Origin of the sequence: Mesorhizobium atlanticum, assembly GCF_003289965.1 — a bacterium.
Taxonomy (GTDB): domain Bacteria; phylum Pseudomonadota; class Alphaproteobacteria; order Rhizobiales; family Rhizobiaceae; genus Mesorhizobium; species Mesorhizobium atlanticum.
This window is the reverse complement of record NZ_QMBQ01000001.1, coordinates 651,885-669,379: the sequence shown is the minus strand read 5'-3', so window position 1 is coordinate 669,379 and position 17,495 is coordinate 651,885. Positions and strand designations below refer to the sequence as shown.

General features: G+C 65.3%; 17 protein-coding genes and 1 riboswitch. Of the genes, 14 read left to right on the top strand and 3 right to left on the bottom strand.

The window, feature by feature from the left end; genetic code table 11:
- Positions 1-8: 8 nt before the first annotated feature.
- The 6 genes from DPM35_RS03555 (at position 9) to DPM35_RS03530 (ending at position 7,347) form a co-directional block, all read left to right on the top strand.
- Complete coding sequence (locus DPM35_RS03555; protein ID WP_112125914.1) at positions 9-839, top strand: ATP-binding cassette domain-containing protein; 831 nt, start codon at positions 9-11, stop codon at positions 837-839.
- Complete coding sequence (locus DPM35_RS03550; protein WP_112125913.1) at positions 836-2,086, top strand: sugar ABC transporter permease; 1,251 nt, start codon at positions 836-838, stop codon at positions 2,084-2,086. Before DPM35_RS03555 ends, DPM35_RS03550 begins: the two co-directional genes overlap by 4 nt.
- A gap of 24 nt (positions 2,087-2,110) precedes the next feature.
- Positions 2,111-2,839 carry an SDR family oxidoreductase gene (locus tag DPM35_RS03545; protein WP_112125912.1) on the top strand — a complete coding sequence of 243 codons (729 nt, stop codon included), beginning with the start codon at positions 2,111-2,113 and terminating at the stop codon, positions 2,837-2,839.
- Between the two features lie 152 nt (positions 2,840-2,991).
- Positions 2,992-4,599, top strand: coding sequence for an FGGY-family carbohydrate kinase (locus DPM35_RS03540; protein ID WP_112125911.1), 1,608 nt, complete (start codon positions 2,992-2,994; stop codon positions 4,597-4,599).
- Between the two features lie 206 nt (positions 4,600-4,805).
- A complete protein-coding gene (locus tag DPM35_RS03535) occupies positions 4,806-6,575 on the top strand; it encodes an acyl-CoA dehydrogenase family protein (protein WP_112125910.1) in 1,770 nt (589 codons plus the stop codon).
- 19 nt (positions 6,576-6,594) lie between these two features.
- Complete coding sequence (locus DPM35_RS03530; RefSeq protein ID WP_112125909.1) at positions 6,595-7,347, top strand: crotonase/enoyl-CoA hydratase family protein; 753 nt, start codon at positions 6,595-6,597, stop codon at positions 7,345-7,347.
- A gap of 29 nt (positions 7,348-7,376) precedes the next feature.
- On the opposite strand, the gene pdxH is transcribed toward DPM35_RS03530, so the two are convergent.
- On the bottom strand, positions 7,377-7,994 hold the full coding sequence (gene pdxH, locus DPM35_RS03525) for a pyridoxamine 5'-phosphate oxidase (protein WP_112125908.1): 618 nt from the start codon (positions 7,992-7,994) through the stop codon (positions 7,377-7,379).
- 40 nt (positions 7,995-8,034) lie between these two features.
- Here pdxH and DPM35_RS03520 point away from each other — a divergent pair, with 40 nt between their 5' ends.
- From DPM35_RS03520 to DPM35_RS03505, 4 genes are all read left to right on the top strand, one after another.
- Positions 8,035-8,499, top strand: coding sequence for an RT0821/Lpp0805 family surface protein (locus DPM35_RS03520; RefSeq protein ID WP_112125907.1), 465 nt, complete (start codon positions 8,035-8,037; stop codon positions 8,497-8,499).
- A 111-nt stretch (positions 8,500-8,610) separates the two neighbouring features.
- Positions 8,611-9,534, top strand: a complete 924-nt coding sequence (locus DPM35_RS03515; RefSeq protein ID WP_112125906.1) for a DnaJ C-terminal domain-containing protein — start codon at positions 8,611-8,613, stop codon at positions 9,532-9,534.
- A gap of 108 nt (positions 9,535-9,642) precedes the next feature.
- Entirely contained in the window at positions 9,643-10,461 is an 819-nt protein-coding gene (gene fabI / locus DPM35_RS03510) for an enoyl-ACP reductase FabI (RefSeq protein ID WP_042641715.1), read from the top strand.
- 51 nt (positions 10,462-10,512) lie between these two features.
- Positions 10,513-11,100: a histidine phosphatase family protein gene (locus tag DPM35_RS03505; RefSeq protein WP_112125905.1), complete on the top strand. Its 588-nt coding sequence runs from the start codon at positions 10,513-10,515 to the stop codon at positions 11,098-11,100.
- A 261-nt stretch (positions 11,101-11,361) separates the two neighbouring features.
- Here the strand turns inward: DPM35_RS03505 and DPM35_RS03500 are convergent, their stop codons facing one another.
- Positions 11,362-11,625, bottom strand: coding sequence for a DUF1344 domain-containing protein (locus DPM35_RS03500; RefSeq protein WP_112125904.1), 264 nt, complete (start codon positions 11,623-11,625; stop codon positions 11,362-11,364).
- Positions 11,626-11,821: 196 nt separating this feature from the next.
- Between DPM35_RS03500 and aroC the strand changes: the two genes are divergently transcribed.
- The 3 genes from aroC (at position 11,822) to DPM35_RS03485 (ending at position 15,399) form a co-directional block, all read left to right on the top strand.
- Entirely contained in the window at positions 11,822-12,931 is a 1,110-nt protein-coding gene (gene aroC, locus DPM35_RS03495) for a chorismate synthase (RefSeq protein ID WP_112125903.1), read from the top strand.
- Between the two features lie 91 nt (positions 12,932-13,022).
- Positions 13,023-14,123, top strand: coding sequence for a 3,4-dihydroxy-2-butanone-4-phosphate synthase (gene ribB / locus DPM35_RS03490; protein WP_112125902.1), 1,101 nt, complete (start codon positions 13,023-13,025; stop codon positions 14,121-14,123).
- A gap of 295 nt (positions 14,124-14,418) precedes the next feature.
- Positions 14,419-15,399 (top strand): hypothetical protein, encoded by a 981-nt coding sequence (locus DPM35_RS03485; protein ID WP_112125901.1) that lies wholly within the window; start codon positions 14,419-14,421, stop codon positions 15,397-15,399.
- A 111-nt stretch (positions 15,400-15,510) separates the two neighbouring features.
- On the opposite strand, the gene bluB is transcribed toward DPM35_RS03485, so the two are convergent.
- Complete coding sequence (gene bluB / locus DPM35_RS03480; RefSeq protein ID WP_112125900.1) at positions 15,511-16,233, bottom strand: 5,6-dimethylbenzimidazole synthase; 723 nt, start codon at positions 16,231-16,233, stop codon at positions 15,511-15,513.
- Between the two features lie 43 nt (positions 16,234-16,276).
- Positions 16,277-16,453, bottom strand: a riboswitch (cobalamin riboswitch).
- A 115-nt stretch (positions 16,454-16,568) separates the two neighbouring features.
- Between bluB and DPM35_RS03475 the strand changes: the two genes are divergently transcribed.
- Positions 16,569-17,495 (top strand): histone deacetylase family protein, encoded by a 927-nt coding sequence (locus tag DPM35_RS03475; RefSeq protein WP_112125899.1) that lies wholly within the window; start codon positions 16,569-16,571, stop codon positions 17,493-17,495.

The following is a 17,495-nucleotide window of genomic DNA, read 5'->3' as shown; positions in this document are numbered from 1 at the left end:
GGCGGCGCATGAGCGAAAGTCCTGAAAGGTCGGCATCCGTCGGCGAGCTGGTGCTCAGCCTGCGCGGCATATCGAAGAATTTCGGCGCCGTCTCGGCGCTGACCGATATCGATTTCGATGTCCATGCCCGCGAGGTCGTAGCCTTGGTCGGCGACAACGGCGCCGGCAAGTCGACCCTGGTCAAGATCCTGGCCGGCGTGCATCAGCCGAGCTCGGGAACGATCAATTTCCGCGGCCGGCCGGTGACGCTGCCCGACCCGCGCGCAGCGCTGACGCTCGGCATCGCCACGGTGTTCCAGGACCTCGCGCTTTGCGAGAACCTCGATGTCGTCGCCAACATTTTCCTCGGCAACGAGCTCAGCCCGCTGCGGCTGGACGAGGTGGCGATGGAGATGCGGGCCTGGACGCTGCTCAACGAATTGTCGGCGCGCATTCCGAGCGTGCGCGAGGCGGTCGCCTCGCTGTCCGGCGGCCAGCGCCAGACGGTGGCGATCGCGCGCTCGCTGCTGCTCGAGCCGAAACTCATCCTGCTCGACGAGCCGACCGCCGCGCTCGGCGTCGCCCAGACGGCGGAAGTGCTCAACCTTATCGACCGCGTCCGCGCGCGCGGTCTCGGCGTCGTTATGATCAGCCACAACATGGAGGATGTCCGCGCCGTCGCCGACCGCATCGTCGTGCTGAGGCTCGGGCGCAACAACGGCGTCTTCGAGCCGGATGCCTCGAACCAGGATTTGGTGAGCGCCATCACCGGCGCGTCCAACAACGCGGTCTCGCGCCGCGCCGAGCGCCTGCGGGCGGAACGCGATCACAGCGCGCAGGCGGGGGAGCAGCGCCCATGACGGAGCAAGGCAATTTGGCCCCACTGGCGCTTGATCGAGCCGACGCGCGCGTCAAGCATGAAGCCGGCATCGGCGGAGCGGTCCGCGCCTTCCTCGACCGCGTGCGTAGCGGCGATCTCGGCTCGCTGCCGGTCATCGTCGGCCTCGTGGTCATCTGGACGGTTTTCACCAGCCTCAACCCGGTGTTCGTCTCCAGCAGCAATCTGGTCAATCTCCTGTTCGATTGCTCGACGGTCGGCGTCATTGCGCTCGGCATCGTCTGCGTGCTGATGGTCGGCGAGATCGACCTGTCCGTCGGCTCGATCAGCGGCTTCGCCTCGGCAATGGTCGGCACGCTCTGGGTCAACCAGGGCTGGCCGGTCGCGCTGGCGATCCTGGCCGCGCTGGCCTTCGGCGCCCTGATCGGCGCGCTCTATGCCTTGCTGTTCAACCGCCTCGGCATGCCGAGCTTCGTTTCGACGCTGGCCGGCCTGCTCGCGGTGCTGGGCATGCAGCTCTACATCCTCGGCTCCACCGGCTCGATCAACCTGCCCTACGGCTCCGCTTTGGTGGATTTCGGCCAGCTGATGGTGATGCCGAAATGGGTCTCGCACACGCTTGCCGCGATCCCGGGTTTGGCGATGCTGGTCAGCGGGCTTCGCACCTTCGCGCGCAGACGCGCGGCGAATCTGTCGACGCCGTCCGTGGCCGGGCTCGTCCTGCGCGTCGCCGCCATAACCGTCGGCCTCGAGCTGATCGTCGCGTACCTCAACCAGTCACGAGGTATCCCGTGGATGTTCGGTCTCTTCGTCGGCCTCGTTGTGGCGATGAACTATGCGCTGACCCGGACCAAATGGGGGCGCTCGATGACCGCCGTCGGCGGCAACCGCGAGGCGGCGCGGCGCGCCGGCATCAAGGTGCGCGCCATCTATCTCAGCGCCTTCGCGCTGTGCTCGCTGTTCGCCGCGCTGGGCGGCGTGCTTGCAGCCGCCAGGCTCGCTTCCGCCAGCCAGCAGGCCGGCACCGGCGACGTCAATTTGAACGCCATCGCAGCCGCGGTCATCGGCGGCACCAGCCTGTTCGGCGGCCGCGGCAGCGCCTATTCCGCGCTGCTCGGCATCATCGTCATCCAGTCGATCGCCAGCGGGCTGACGCTGCTCGATCTGTCCTCGTCGCTTCGATACATGATCACCGGTGCCGTTCTGGCCATCGCCGTGATCGTCGACTCCCTCGCGCGCCGTTCCCGTGCCTCGCACGGCCGCGCCTGATCCGTTCAAACGAGAAGGGTACACATGGCTCAAGATCTTTCGGGAAAAGTCGCCGCGGTCACCGGCGCGGCATCGGGCATCGGCCTCGAATGCGCCAGGGCGATGCTCACGGCCGGCGCCCGCGTCGTGCTGGTCGACCGCGCCGAGGACAGGCTGAAGGAGGTCGTCGCCGAACTCGGCGACGGCGCGATCCCGCTGGTGGTCGACCTCACCAACCCCGCCAGTGTGGCGACCATGTTGCCAGGTATCCTCGACAGGGCCGGCCAGCTCGACATCTTCCACGCCAATGCCGGTTCCTATGTCGGCGGCGAGATCCTCAACGGCGATCCCGACGCGTGGGACCGCATGCTGAACCTTAACATCAACTCGGTGTTCCGCTCCGTGCATGCGGTGCTGTCGCATATGGTCGGACGCAAGACCGGCGACATCATCGTCACCAGCTCCATCGCCGGGTTGGTTCCCGTCGTCTGGGAGCCGGTCTACACGGCCTCCAAGCACGCCATCCAGGCCTTCGTTCATACGCTGCGCCGGCAGGTGGCCAAGCACGGCCTGCGCGTCGGCGCCGTCGCGCCTGGCCCCGTGGTAACGGCGCTGATCAGCGACTGGCCGAAGCAGAAGCTCGAGGACGAGCTGGCGGCCGGCGGGCTGATGCAGCCTGTCGAGGTCGCGGAAGCCGTGTTGTTCATGCTGACGCGGCCGAGGAACATCACCATTCGGGATCTGGTGATCCTGCCGCAGAGCAATGATCTGTAGGCAGTAGGAATTAGGCAGTGGAAAGCGGCTCTTGCGTCCGGCCATTCAACGCTGACCATCTCCTACTGCCTACTGCCTACTGCCTACTGCCTACTGCCTACTGCCTACTGCCTACTGCCTACTGCCTACCGCTCCACTTCTGAGGTTCCCCAATGCCTTCCCACTTTCTCGGCATCGATGTCGGCACCGGCAGCGCGCGCGCCGGCGTTTTCGACGAGCGTGGCGAGCTGCTCGCTTCCGCCAAACGCGACATCGCGCTCTTCGTCGAGCCTGGCGAGATCGCCGAGCAGTCCAGCCGCGACATCTGGCAGGCAGTGTGCGCCAGCGTGCGCGAGGCGGTGGACAAGGCGGGCGTCGGCCCCGGGGACATCAAAGGTATTGGCTTCGACGCGACCTGCTCGCTGGTGGTGGTCGGCGACGATGGCGAGCCTTTGCCGGTGGGTCGTTCCGGAGACAGCGACAGAAACATCATCGTCTGGATGGATCATCGCGCTCTCGACCAGACCAGGCGCATCAATGCCGGCCACCATCCTGTCCTCGACTATGTCGGCGGCGTCATTTCGCCGGAGATGGAAACGCCGAAGCTTTTGTGGCTTAAGGAAAACCTGCCCGCGACTTTTGCCAAGGCGCGGCATTTCTTCGACCTTGCCGACTACCTGACGTGGCGCGCCACCGGCAGCCTTGCCCGTTCGGTCTGCACGCTCGCCTGCAAATGGACCTATCTCGGCCATGAGCGGCACTGGGACGACAGCTATTTTCATTCCGTCGGGCTCGGCGAGCTTGCAGATGAGGGATTTGCCCGCATCGGCACCGAAGTGGTCGACCCTGGCACGACGGTGGGTGCCGGCCTGACAGAAGCGGCCGCGGCCGACCTGGGGCTGGTCGCGGGCACGGTCGTCGCCGCCGGGCTGATCGACGCCCATGCTGGCGGTGTCGGCACCGTGGGTGCTGCCGGCGATGCCGGCACCATCACCTCGCGCATGGCCTATGTGCTGGGCACCTCGGCCTGCACTATGGCAAGCAGCGAAGCGCCGGCCTTCGTTCCAGGAGTGTGGGGACCCTATTATTCCGCCATGGTGCCTGGCTTATGGCTGAGCGAGGGCGGCCAGTCGGCCGCCGGCGCGGCCATCGATCAGCTAGTGCATTTCCACCTCGCCGCAGCCGAGGCTGCCACGCGCGCCGCAGCGGAAGGCAGATCGCTGGTCGATTGGCTGGCTGCGGCCGCCACGGTGGCTTCCCCCGATTTGTCAGCAGCCGCCACGCTCGCCGGAAGCCTCCACGTCGTGCCCGAATTCCTCGGCAATCGTTCGCCCTTGGCCGATCCGGACGCGCGTGGGCTGATCGCCGGGCTGGGCACCGACCGTTCTGTCGACAGCCTCGTCGGTCTCTATGTGGCCGGGCTTTGCGGCCTTGGCTACGGCGTGCGTCAGATCGTGGCGGCGATGGCGTCGTCCGGTCTTGCTGTCGACACCATCGTCATCAGCGGCGGCGCCGGGCAGTCGCCGCTGGTGCGCCAGCTGCTCGCCGACGCCGCCGGCCTCCCGGTTGCCGCCTCGCAGTCGCCGGAGCCGGTGCTGCTGGGTGCCGCGATGCTCGGATCGGTGGCATCCGGCCGTTATCCCGATTTGTCGACCGCGATGCCTGCAATGTCACGGCTTGGCGACGTTTTTACACCTGCGTCGGGCGACATCCGCGCTTGGCACGACAAGCGTTACGAAGCCTTCCTGGCGCTGCAGGCGGTAGGCCGCAGCATACGCTGAGGAATCGATCAGCGCCTAAACGGCGACGGAACCTCGAATGGACCGGGCGCCGGCTCCCGCTCCACCCGTGGATGTCGACGTCCATGCAAAATCCGCGTGACAAAGTTTGACGTTTACGTAAAAAGAAGGCGCGAGGCCGACCCAAAGGTTGATGGTTTCGCTCCGGCCATGCGATTACGGTTGGCTGGAACGGAGGAGGAGCAGACATGTATCGCGCGCCGGTCGAGGACATCGCCTTTACGCTCAAGCACGTGGCGGGGCTGAAGCCGGCGCTGGACGCCGGAACCTTCGGCGATCTTGGCGAGGATATTGTCGACGCGATCCTGGCCGAAGCCGGCCGCTTTGCCAGCGAGGAGGTGGCGCCGCTCTACAAAATTGGCGACGAGCACGGCGCGGTGCTGAAGGACGCTTCCGTCGCAACACCGCCCGGCTGGAAGGAGCTCTACCGGCGCTGGATCGACGGCGGCTGGAATGCGCTGTCGGGGCCGGAGGAGTACGGCGGCCAGGGTCTGCCGACCATGCTCGGCGTCGCCGCGCTCGAAATGTGGAACTCCGCCGCCATGGCTTTCGGCATCGGCCCGACGCTGACCATGGGCGCGGTCGAGGCGCTCGACAAGCACGCCTCGGAGGAACTCAAGGCCAAATACCTCGCAAAGCTCGTCTCCGGCGAGTGGATGGGCACGATGAACCTGACCGAGCCGCAGGCAGGCTCGGACCTCGCGGCCTTGCGCAGCCGCGCCGAACCGGTCGGCGACGGCACCTATCGCATCTTCGGCCAAAAAATCTTCATCACCTATGGCGAGCACGATTTCACCGACAACATCGTGCATCTGGTGCTGGCGCGGCTACCCGACGCGCCGGCCGGCACGCGCGGCATCTCGCTGTTTCTGGTGCCGAAATTCTTCGTCAACGACGACGGCTCGCTCGGCGCCCGCAACGACGTCTTCTGTTCCGGCCTCGAGCACAAGCTCGGCATCCATGCCTCGCCGACCTGCACCATGATCTATGGCGACGGCTTTCAGGGTGCGACACCCGGCGCCATCGGCTGGCTGATCGGCGAGGAGAACAAGGGGCTGGCCTGCATGTTCACCATGATGAACAATGCGCGCCTCGCTGTCGGCATGCAGGGCGTGGCCGTGGCCGAGACCGCGACCCAGATGGCGGTCGCCTACGCCAATGAGCGCCGCCAGGGCAAGGCTTCCGCCTATTCGGGATCCGGCATGGCGCCGATCGTCCATCACCCGGACGTGCAGCGCAATCTCTTGACCATGAAGGCGTTGACCCAGATCGCCCGCTCGATCAGCTATTCCTGCGCCCATGCCATCGACCGCGCGCGCGTCGGCGAGGGCGAGGCAGGGGCGAAATGGCATGACCGCGCCGGCCTGTTGACGCCGCTCGCGAAAGCCTTCTCTACCGATGTCGGCGTCGAGGTCGCCTCGCTGGGCGTCCAGGTGCATGGCGGCATGGGCTTCATCGAGGAGACGGGCGCCGCCGCCCTTTATCGCGACGCCCGCATAGCGCCGATCTACGAGGGCACCAACGGCATCCAGGCGATCGACCTCGTCTCGAGAAAGCTGCCGCTCGGCGGCGGCGAGCATATCCATTCTTACATCGGTGAACTGAAAGCGGTGGCAGATGCGGTGCGCACATCGAACATCGAAGGCTTCGGCCGCACCGCCGACAATCTCGAGCGCGCGCTGGCCGATCTCGACGAAGCGACGCGCTTCCTCCAGAAGCAACTCGCCGACGGCAAGGCCGACGCCGCGATGGCCGGCGCGACGCCCTATCTGCGCCTGATCTCGCTAGCGGCCGGCGGCGCCTATCTGGCGCAAGGCGGGCTCGCCGATCGCGGCCGCATCGCGCTCTGCCGCTTCTTCGCCGAAAACCTGCTCGGCGAGACGCGCGCCTTGAAGGAGCGGGTCATCGACGGCGCCGAAAGCCTCGCCGTCGCCGGCAAGGCTCTGATTTCAACCTGACGTTCACAAGGAAAAAATCGTGACAGACCATATCCTCATCGAACGCCGGGGCGCCGTGCAGATCATCCGGATGAACAGGCCGGACAAGAAGAACGCGCTGACGCGCGCCATGTACGCAAAAATGTCGGCCGCCCTTGCCGAGGGCGATGCCGATCCGGCGGTTCGCGTCCACGTCTTCCTCGGCGTTCCGGGCGCCTTTTCCGCCGGTAACGACCTCGCCGATTTCCTCGTCATTGCCACCGGCGGCGAGGGCGGCAACGAGGTGTGGGATTTCCTGATGGCGCTGGCCAGATCGCAGAAGCCGATGGTGTCGGGCGTCGACGGCATCGCCGTCGGCATCGGCACCACGCTCAATCTGCATTGCGACCTGACCTTCGCCACGCCGCGCACGCTGTTCCGCACGCCCTTCGTCGATCTCGGCCTTGTGCCGGAGGCAGGCTCCAGCCTGATCGCGCCGCAGCTCCTGGGTCGGCAGGGCGCCTTCGCGCTGCTCGGCCTCGGTGAGGGCTTTTCGGCCGAACGGGCCAAGGCCGCCGGGCTGATCTATGAGGTGGTTGCCGAGGATGCGCTGGAGAGCGCGGTGCTGGCCGCCGCCGAGGGCATCGCCGCCAAGCCGCCACAGGCGCTGAAGATCGCGCGCGACCTGATGCGCGAGCCGCGCGAAGCGCTCGTCGCCCGCATCAAGGTCGAAGCCGAGCATTTTCGCGAGCGCCTGACCTCGGAAGAGGCGCGCGCCGCGCTGACCGCTTTCATGACGCGCAAGAAGAGCTGAACGCGTCGCCCGCGCCCGCCCTCAGGGATTCAGGGATAAAGCCTGGTTTTGTCCCAGCCGCCGGCGGCATTGCGTGAAAACACGACGCGGTCATGCAGGCGGAACGGCCTGTCGTGCCAGAACTCGATCGTCTGCGGCACGATGCGGAAGCCCGACCAGTGTTTTGGCCGCGGGATATCGCCGATGGCGTAGCGCGCCGTGTATTCGGCCACTGCCTTCTCCAGCGCGAAGCGGCTCTCCAGCGGCCGCGACTGTTTCGAGGCCCAGGCGCCGATGCGGCTGCCGCGCGGCCTTGTCGCGTAATAGGCATCGGCCTCGGCATCGCTGACGATCTCCACCGGCCCGCGCACCCGCACCTGGCGGCGCAGCGATTTCCAGTGGAAGCACATTGCCGCCTTCATGCTGCCAAGAATCTCGCGGCCCTTGGCGCTCTCGAAATTCGTGTAGAAGACAAAGCCTTTTTCGTCGAACCCCTTGAGCAGCACCATCCGCACATCCGGCATGCCGTCGGCGTCGACGGTCGCCAGAGCGACGCCGTTGGGATCGTTGGGCTCGCTTTTGGTTGCGTCCTCCAGCCATGCGGCGAAGAGCCGGAACGGCTCCGCCGCTTCGGTGAAGTCACTGCTTGTTAACTCGGTTTCGTTCATAGTTTTCCAAATTTTTAACATTGCGGGAGGAGTTCGCCGATTGTCGCGTATCGCGCAGGCTTTTGACAGCGGGCAATGGAGCGTTATCGCTTCGGCCAGTGCCAAGGCTGCGCTGCTGACGTTGGCGCTGCCGCTTGCCGGTTGCGGCGCCGGCGGCTTCAGCCTGCAAAAGGCCGAGGTCGACCGCTCGATCATCACCTCCAGCGCGCCGTCCTCGCCTGCCGCCCCGGCTGTCTCCGACCAGGACTCCGACCAGACCACCATCGGCAACGCGGTTTCTTCCGCCGACATCAAGGAGCTTGGCGGCCAGACGGTGCCATGGGCCAATGCCGGCACCGGCTCGCGCGGCGCGATCACCGAACTGGTGGAACTGAAGGACGGCGGCCTGACCTGCCGCCGTTTCAGCGCCACGCGCGAGAGCTTCGACGGCGTTGCCCTCTACAAGGGCGAGCTGTGCCTGGCCGGCGCTGGCGGCTGGCGCATGCAGGAGTTCAAGGCGCTTTGATTTTGGCGCTTTGAGTTTCACGCGCTAATTGCCCTTGCGCTACTGGAATTTCTTCCTATGCGAGCGCATATAGGGGGCGACCACAAATCCAATCTCTAGCAGGCAGGAAGTATGCGCGACCCCTATGAGGTGCTGGGCGTTGCCAAGAACGCATCGGCGAAGGACATAAAATCGGCTTACCGCAAGCTCGCCAAGAAATATCATCCGGACCAGAATCCGAATGATCCCAAGGCGAAGGACCGTTTTGCCGCCGCCAACCAGGCTTACGAGATCGTCGGCGACGAGAAGACGCGCGCCGCCTATGATCGCGGCGAGATCGACGCCGAGGGCAAGCCGAAATTCCAGGGCTTTGAAGGCGCGGCCGGTGGCGACCCGTTCGCCGGGTTCCGCCGTCAGCAAGGCCCGGGCGGCGCGCATTTCGAATTCCGCGCCGGGCGCCCGGGCGGCGATCCGTTCGACGGCAACAGCGACATCTTCAGCCAGATCTTCGGCGATGCCTTTTCCGGCGCCCGCGCCGGCCGGGGCGATCGCCGCCAGCCGGTGCAGGCGGCCGACCTCAACGTCACCATGGACATCAGCGTCGAGGAGGCCGCCACCGCCGATAAGGTGACGGCGATGTTCCCCGACGGCCGCAAGGTGGCGGTCAAGCTGCCGGCCTATGTCGAGGACGGCCAGACGATCCGCCTGAAGGGCCAGGGCGAGCAGGGTCCTGGACAGCCCGGCGACGCGCTGGTGAAGATCCACATCCGCCGCCACCCACGCTACCGCATCGAAGGCCGCGACCTGCATGTCGATCTGCCCGTCCCTCTGGCCGACGCGGTGCTCGGCGCCAAGGTGGCGGTCGAGACACCGACCGGCAAGCTCGCGGTCAACGTTCCGGCGTGGTCCAGCTCGGATAAGGTGCTGCGCCTCAAGGGCAGGGGCCTGCCGGAAAAGGCCGGCGGCCATGGCGATCTCTATGCCCATGTTCGGCTGATGCTGCCGGAAGGCGGCGATGCCGAGCTTGAGGCCTTGATGCGCCGCCGAAAAGGCTGATTGAGGGAATTTTGTTCCCGTCACAGTGTCTTTTGGGCGCTTGAAGGGGCTCTGTGCCTGTGCGATAGGGCTCTCCACAAAGCAGATATTCTTGCGGAGAGCTTGCACATGGCAGGTGGACAGGGCCTGATGGCCGGTAAGCGGGGCCTTATCCTCGGCGTCGCCAACAATCGGTCGATCGCTTTCGGCATCGCCAAGGCTTGCGTCGATCATGGCGCCGAAATCGCGCTGACCTATCAGGGCGAGGCCTTCAAGAAGCGTGTCGAGCCGCTCGCGGCCGAACTCAACGCGCATGTCGCGGGCCATTGCGACGTGACCGACCCGGAAAGCCTCGACGCGGTCTTCGCCGACATTGCCAAACATTGGGGCAAGCTCGACTTCCTGGTCCATGCCATCGCCTTCTCCGACAAGGACGAGCTCACCGGCCGCTATGTCGAGACGACGCGCGACAATTTCCTGCGCACTATGGACATCTCGGTGTTTTCCTTCACCACCATCGCCAAGCGCGCCGAGCCGCTGATGACCGATGGCGGCTCGCTTTTGACGCTGACCTATTACGGCGCCGAGAAGGTGATGCCGCATTACAACGTCATGGGCGTCGCCAAAGCGGCGCTGGAAGCCAGCGTGCGCTATCTCGCCGTCGACCTCGGCGCCAAGAAGATCCGCGTCAACGCTATCTCGGCCGGGCCGATCAAGACGCTTGCCGCCTCCGGTATCGGCGACTTCCGCTACATCCTGAAGTGGAACGAGTACAACTCGCCGCTGAAGCAGACGGTCACCCAGGAGGAGGTCGGCGATTCCGGTGTCTACTTCCTGTCGGACCTGTCGCGCGGCGTGACGGGCGAGGTCCATCACGTCGATTCCGGCTACCACGTCGTCGGCATGAAGGCGGTCGACGCGCCGGACATCTCGACCGTCAAGGACTGATCCCCTCCGCTTATCCTTCGTCCCAGGCCCAGCCCGACCTCGGAAGACCTGATGTATCCGCTCGTCTACATCGCGCGCCACGGCCAGACCGAGTGGAATGCCGAGCACCGCCTGCAGGGCCAGGCCGATACCGACATCAACGACTTCGGCCGCGAGCAGGCGAGGCTTAACGGCCGGCGGCTGGCCGGGCTCATCGGCAAGGCCGAAGGTTTCGATTTTGTCGCCAGCCCGATGCGGCGCACGCGCGAGACGATGGAGCTCATGCGCGAAGCGATGGGACTCGATCCCGCTGCCTACCGGACCGATCCGCGCCTGGTGGAGATAAGTTTCGGCGACTGGCAGGGCTTCACCTTCGCCGAACTCGAGGAACGCGCGCCCGGCTCGACCGATGGCCGCCGCCACGCAAAGTGGGATTTTCAGCCGCCCGGCGAGGGCGCCGAAAGCTACGAGATGCTGCTCGAGCGGATAAAGCCATGGTTCGCCGAACTTCGGCAGCCGACCGTCTGCGTCACCCATGGCGGTGTCATACGCTGCTTCTTCCGCTTCGTCGCCGGCCTTTCCAAGCAGGAAGCCGCCGGCCTCGATGTCCCGCAGGACCGCCTGCTGCGGCTGAAAGGCCGGAGCTTGGAGTGGCTTTGAAACCTGCGGCGTAGGTCGTTTGTTCTACGTAGGGCGAAGCACCCTGAAAGTCGTCATCCTTGGGCGTAGCGACGCGAAGCGGAGCGAAGACCCAAGGATCCATGCCGTGACCTAGGCCGAATGGCAAAAGCGGCGCAGAACACAGATCGTTCTGCACCGCTGCAAGGCTCAGACGTAACGGCATGGATTCCAGGGTCTGCGCGCGTCGCTACGCTCCTTGCTTCGCCCTAGAATGACGAAGCTGCGGCGTTGCGGCGTAGACTAGTTCTGGTCGCTGTCGGGCAACTGCATATCGGTGACGACATTCTCGCCATTGCTCACGTCATAGGCGATGACGATATCCATGCCCGGCTTCAGCGAGTCGATATCGGTTTCTGCGTTGAGCTTGTAAGCCTTTCCGTCGTCCAGCGTCAGCGTCAGCGTGTCCTTGTCGATCTTCTTGATCAGGCCTTCGGTCTGGCCGGCGAACGCGGCGGCGGTGGAAATCAGCAGCATGGCGCAGGCGGCGCCAATCAGGGTACGCATCGTCGTCCTCTTTAGGTCATTGCGCCGGCTCGTCAGCGGCGGGTCCTCAACGGCGGATGGGAAGAGAGCAGAAACCAACCGAATGTGTCAAAACTAAATCCGCCAGATCACAGTTTGATGCAGCGTTTGACCACTGTGGAAAACGCCAATAGAAGGCAGCCGTAACCGGTTTCCTCACCGGGGCAGGGCGTTTTTCATGTCGCACAACACATTCGGCCATCTCTTCCGCGTCACCACCTGGGGTGAAAGCCATGGCGCCGCGCTCGGCTGCGTTGTCGACGGCTGCCCGCCCGGCATCCGCTTCAAGCGCGAGGACATCCAGGCTGAGCTCGACCGCCGCCGCCCCGGACAGTCGCGCTTCGTCACCCAGCGCCGCGAGCCGGACGAGGTCAAGATCCTGTCCGGCTTCATCCTCGACGAGGACGGCGAGACCATGATCACCACAGGCACGCCGGTGTCGATGCTGATCGAGAATGTCGACCAGCGCTCCAAGGACTATGGCGAGATCGCCCGGCAATACCGGCCTGGCCATGCCGACTACACCTACGACGTCAAATACGGGTTGCGCGACCATCGCGGCGGCGGCCGCTCCTCGGCGCGCGAGACCGCGGCGCGGGTCGCTGCCGGTGCCCTGGCGCGCAAGGTTGTGCCCGGCATGACGGTGCGCGGCGCGCTGGTCTCGATGGGCGAAAAGTCCATCGACCGCGCCAACTGGAACTGGAATTTCGTCGGCGACGCCGAAAACCCGTTCTTCACCCCGGATCCGGCCTCGGTTCCGGTCTTCACCCAATATCTCGACGGCATCCGCAAGGCCGGCTCCTCGGTCGGCGCGGTAATCGAGATCGTCGCCGACGGCGTGCCGCCCGGCCTCGGCGCGCCGATCTACGCCAAGCTCGATCAGGACATCGCGTCGGGCCTGATGTCGATAAACGCCGTCAAGGGCGTCGAGATCGGCAACGGTTTCGAGGCGGCCCGCATCACCGGCGAACAGAACGCCGACGAGATGCGCATGGGCAATGACGGCAAGCCGGTGTTTCTGTCCAACAATGCCGGCGGCATCTTGGGCGGCATCTCGACCGGTCAGGCGATCGTCGCCCGCTTCGCCGTCAAGCCGACCTCGTCGATCCTGACCCCGCGCAAATCCATCGACAAGGACGGCAAGGATGTCGAGGTGACAACCAAGGGCCGCCATGACCCCTGCGTCGGCATCCGCGCCGTGCCGATCGGCGAGGCCATGGTTGCCTGCGCGATTGCCGATCACTATCTGCGGCACAGAGGACAGACGGGGAAGGGAGTAGGGCAGTAGGCTACGTCGTGCTCCGACGCCAAACTTTTTCCTTTCCCCTACTCCCTTACTGCCCTATTCCCCTACTCCCCTGCGAGCGAAGCGAGCACTTATGCCTTACGACCAGAAGAAGATCGTCGAAGCGATCCGCGCCTTCGAGCGCGGCGAGATCGTTGTCGTCATGGACGATGACGGGCGCGAGAACGAGGGCGACCTGATCGTCGCCGCCGTGCACTGCACGCCGGAGAAAATGGCCTTCATCGTACGCAACACCTCCGGCATCGTCTGCACGCCGATGCTGCGCGAGGATGCGAGACGGCTGAACCTCGCGCCGATGGTGGCGGACAATGACTCCGCCCACACCACCGCCTTCACCGTCAGCGTCGACTTCAAGCATGGCACGACGACGGGCATTTCCGCCGACGACCGCACGCTCACCGTGCGCAACCTTGCCAACGGCAATGTCGGCCCGTCGGATTTCGTGCGTCCCGGCCACATCTTCCCGCTGATCGCGCGCGAAGGCGGTGTCTTGATGCGCTCCGGCCATACCGAGGCCGCAGTCGATCTCTGCAAGCTTGCCGGACTGCCGCCGGTCGGCGTCATCTCCGAGCTGGTCAATGACGACGGCACGGTCAAGCGCGGGCCGCAAGTGCAGGCCTTCGCCGAGGAGCATGGCCTGAAGCAGGTTTCGGTGGCCGACCTCATCGCCTACCGTCAGCGCAAGGAAACGCTGGTCCAGCGCGTTGCCTGTTCCGACATCGAAACGCCCGGCGGCAAGGCGCAGGCCTTCACCTACACGCTGCCATGGGATTCCATGCACCACCTGGCGGTGGTCTTCGGCGACATCCGCGACGGCGAGGAGGTGCCGGTGCGCCTGCATCCTGAGGACGTCGTGACTGACGTCTTCGGCACCAGCCACCGACTCGACGGCATCATGAAGGCGATGGGCGAGCGCCGGCGCGGTGTCATCGTCTATCTGCGCGAAGGCTCGGTCGGCGTCGCGCATCAGGAGCGCAAGCGCCCAGTGAGCGGCGACCGCGAGGATCACGAAGAGGCTCGCCGCCGCGAGAACGAATGGCGCGAGATCGGCCTCGGCGCCCAGATCCTCAAGGATCTCGGCATCTCCTCGATCAACCTGATCGCCTCGCGCGAGCGCCACTATGTCGGCCTTGAGGGGTTCGGCATCCACATCGCCAAGACCGAGATCCTTTAGTCGTCGAAGGGTTGACGAGCGGGAGGCCCTGGCGGCTGCCCCGCCGGCGTTGCAGCCTGCGGTGTCGCTGGCTGACCGAAGCCTCGGCGACGTAGGCGGTTGTCCGAACCCTCCGCGACGCAGGCGATTGGCCGAGACTTACGCGACGTCGCAAGAGGCCTTGAGGGCACGCTCGGGTAACCAAGCCACAGCGTTGTGCACCGGTTTCGGGCCGGTGCAACCCTGCGGCGATTGACAATCAACCGGGCGAGCGCATCCTCCTGCGCCATCTCTAAGGGCGTGGAGAGTCGGGGCCATGTGGGACTTCAGCATTGGCCGGTCGGTGTCCATCATGATGCGGACATGGCCGTTTATCGTCTTTCGCATGATCGTCTATTTCGGCATCACGGTCGCCTACATCATGGCGACCGGCACGGGCGCCAGCGTCGGCTACGGCGTCGGCCATATATCGACCGATCCGGACGGCCCGATGTCCTTTGCGCTGTGGGGCGGCGTGGTCGGCTTCGGCATCGTGTCGATCGCCGTCTACTGGATCCGCGAATACATCCTTTATGTGCTGAAAGCAGGCCATATCGCCGTCATGGTGCATCTCATCGACGGCCACGATGTCCCTGACGGCCAGGGCCAGATCGCTTATGCCAAGGAAGTGGTCACCCAGCGCTTTGCCGAGGCCAACATCCTTTTCGTCGTCGACCAGCTGGTCAAGGGCGCCATCCGCGCCATCACCGGCCTGATCGGCGGCATCGCCGCCTTCGTGCCCATTCCGGGCCTGAGCGGCATCGTCAGCTTCATCAACACGGTCATCCGCATTTCGCTGACCTATGTCGACGAGATCATCCTCGGCTACAACATCCGCATCAATTCGAACTCGCCCTTCGAGACGGCGCGGCAAGGCGTCGTGCTTTACGCGCAGAACGGCAAGCACATGGTCAAGAACGCCGTCTGGCTGGCGGTGATCATGTGGGGCGTGTCCTTCGTCATCTTCCTGTTGATGCTGGCGCCCGCGGCCGCGATCCTCTGGGTCATGCCGGGACAGCTTGCCGGCTGGGCCTTCGTGCTGGCCATCGTCTTTGCCTGGGCCTTCAAGGCCGCCTTCATCGAGCCTTTCGCCATCGCATCGCTGATGCAGGTGTATTTCGAAACCATCGAAGGCCAGACACCCAATCCCGAATGGGACCGCCGGCTGGCCGAGGCGTCGTCCAAATTCAGGGAACTGCGCGACAAGGCGCTGGGATCTTTTGGCGGCTCGCGCTGGGACACGCCCCGGGCAGCTTGATCACGGATTCGTGAGCAATTTCAGGAAAAGTGTGAAACGGTTTTCCGTCCGGAATTGCGTCACAACAAAGAGATAGAGCGGTTCGCCGTTCCGATGAAACGGTGAAACGCTCTAGGAGCCGCCAAGCCTAGCGATCGCCGATTTGAGCGGCGCCTCGCCGGCGCCGCAAAACGTCTCGCTCATCACCAGCTCGGGCAGCGGCAGGCGCTTGCCCCAGCCATGCGCCTCGAGGTCTGGCTTCGGCGCGAATTCCGAGACGCGGCCGACACACAGATAGGCGATCGGCGTGACATGCTCCGGGATCGCGAGAAGCCGCTTCAGCGCTTCCGTCTCGATGATGCTCACCCAGCCGACGCCGACGCCCTCGGCACGTGCCGCCAGCCAGAAATTCTGCACCGCGCAGACGGTGCTGTAGAGATCCATCTCCGGATTGTGCCAGCGCCCGAGCGGCGAGTCCTTCGAGCGCCGCCGGTCGCAGGTGATGCAGAGATTGAGCGCGCTTTCGCAAATCCCTTCCAGCTTGAGCTTGCGGTAGAGCGCCTGCCGCTCCGCCTCGATCGCCGGCAGTTCCTGCTCGCGCGCGGCGAGGAACAGGTCGCGCACTTGTCTGCGCCGCTCGGCATCGCGGATGACGATGAAATTCCACGGCTGCATGTAGCCGACCGACGGCGCATGGTGCGCGGCGGTGAGAAGCCGCGCCAGCACACAGTCATCAAGATCGTCGGGCACAAAATGGCTGCGCACGTCGCGCCTGGTGAACATCGCCCGATAGACCGCGTCGCGCGCCAATTGGTCGAAGTCGTCGCCGCACGCGGCGATCGCTGCTGCCGTCATCGCTTTTCCCCTTGCGACAAGCAGTCCCCCGCCTGACCAAGCGGAAGACCATGTCTGCCGGGCCGGTCTTCTGGCTCGGGATCGTCCCGCTCCGGCGCCTTCCCGTCTGAGACAGTGGCATTTGCCGGCGCAGTCCCCCTCACAGCGTTGGGCACGCCACGGAGTTCAACCGTGTTCCCGATTCTCCCGCGTTGCGGGCACCAGGCAGCGGGATGACCTTATCGCGAAGTTCGGCACCCGCCAATGGCGCGCACGACATGGGCTGGCGCAATTTCCCCAGCCATTCGGTTTTTCAAACATGGTCATTACGGCCGCGGGTGCCTAGATTAGGCGCCATGGCCACCCGTCTCTACACGCACCCGATCTTCCTCGAACACCTGACGCCGCCCGGCCACCCCGAGCGGCCCGACCGCCTGCGCGCCATCGAACGCGTGCTGGACGACGAGGCGTTCTCGGCGCTCGACCGCGTCAAGGCGCCGGAAGGCGACGAGAAAACCATCCTCTATGCGCACCCCGAGGATTTCGTCGAGCGCGTGCGCGCGGCGATCCCTCAGAGCGGCATCGTCTCGATCGACGCCGATACCAGCGCCAGCCCGAAAAGCTGGCAGGCGGCGGTGACGGCGATCGGCGCGGCCAACGCCGCGGTCGATGATGTCTTCGAGGGCCGCGCCTCCAATGTCTTCGTCGCCGCCCGCCCGCCCGGACATCATGCTGAAAGGACCACGGCGATGGGGTTCTGCCTGTTCAACACGGCAGCCATCGCCGCCCGCTATGCGCAGAAGAAGCACCTGGCCGAGCGCGTCGCCATCGTCGATTGGGACGTCCATCACGGTAACGGCACGCAGGACATCTTTTGGGACGACCCGTCGGTGCTCTATTGCTCGACGCACCAGATGCCGCTTTACCCGGGCACCGGGGCGAAGAGCGAGACCGGCGCCGGCAACATCGTCAACGCACCGCTCGCGCCGCAGACCGGCAGCGACCTGTTCCGTGACGCCTTCCTGTCGCGCGTGCTGCCATCCATCGATGCCTTCGCGCCGGACCTGATCATCATTTCCGCCGGCTTCGACGCGCACCATCGCGATCCGCTGGCCGAGATCAACCTGACCGAGGATGATTTCGACTGGGCAACCGGGCAACTGATGGAGCGGGCCGGCCGTCACAGCGGCAACAGGCTCGTCAGCCTGCTGGAAGGCGGCTACGATCTGCAGGGATTGGCATTTTCAGTCGCCGCCCATGTTGGGCGGCTGATGAAGGGATAG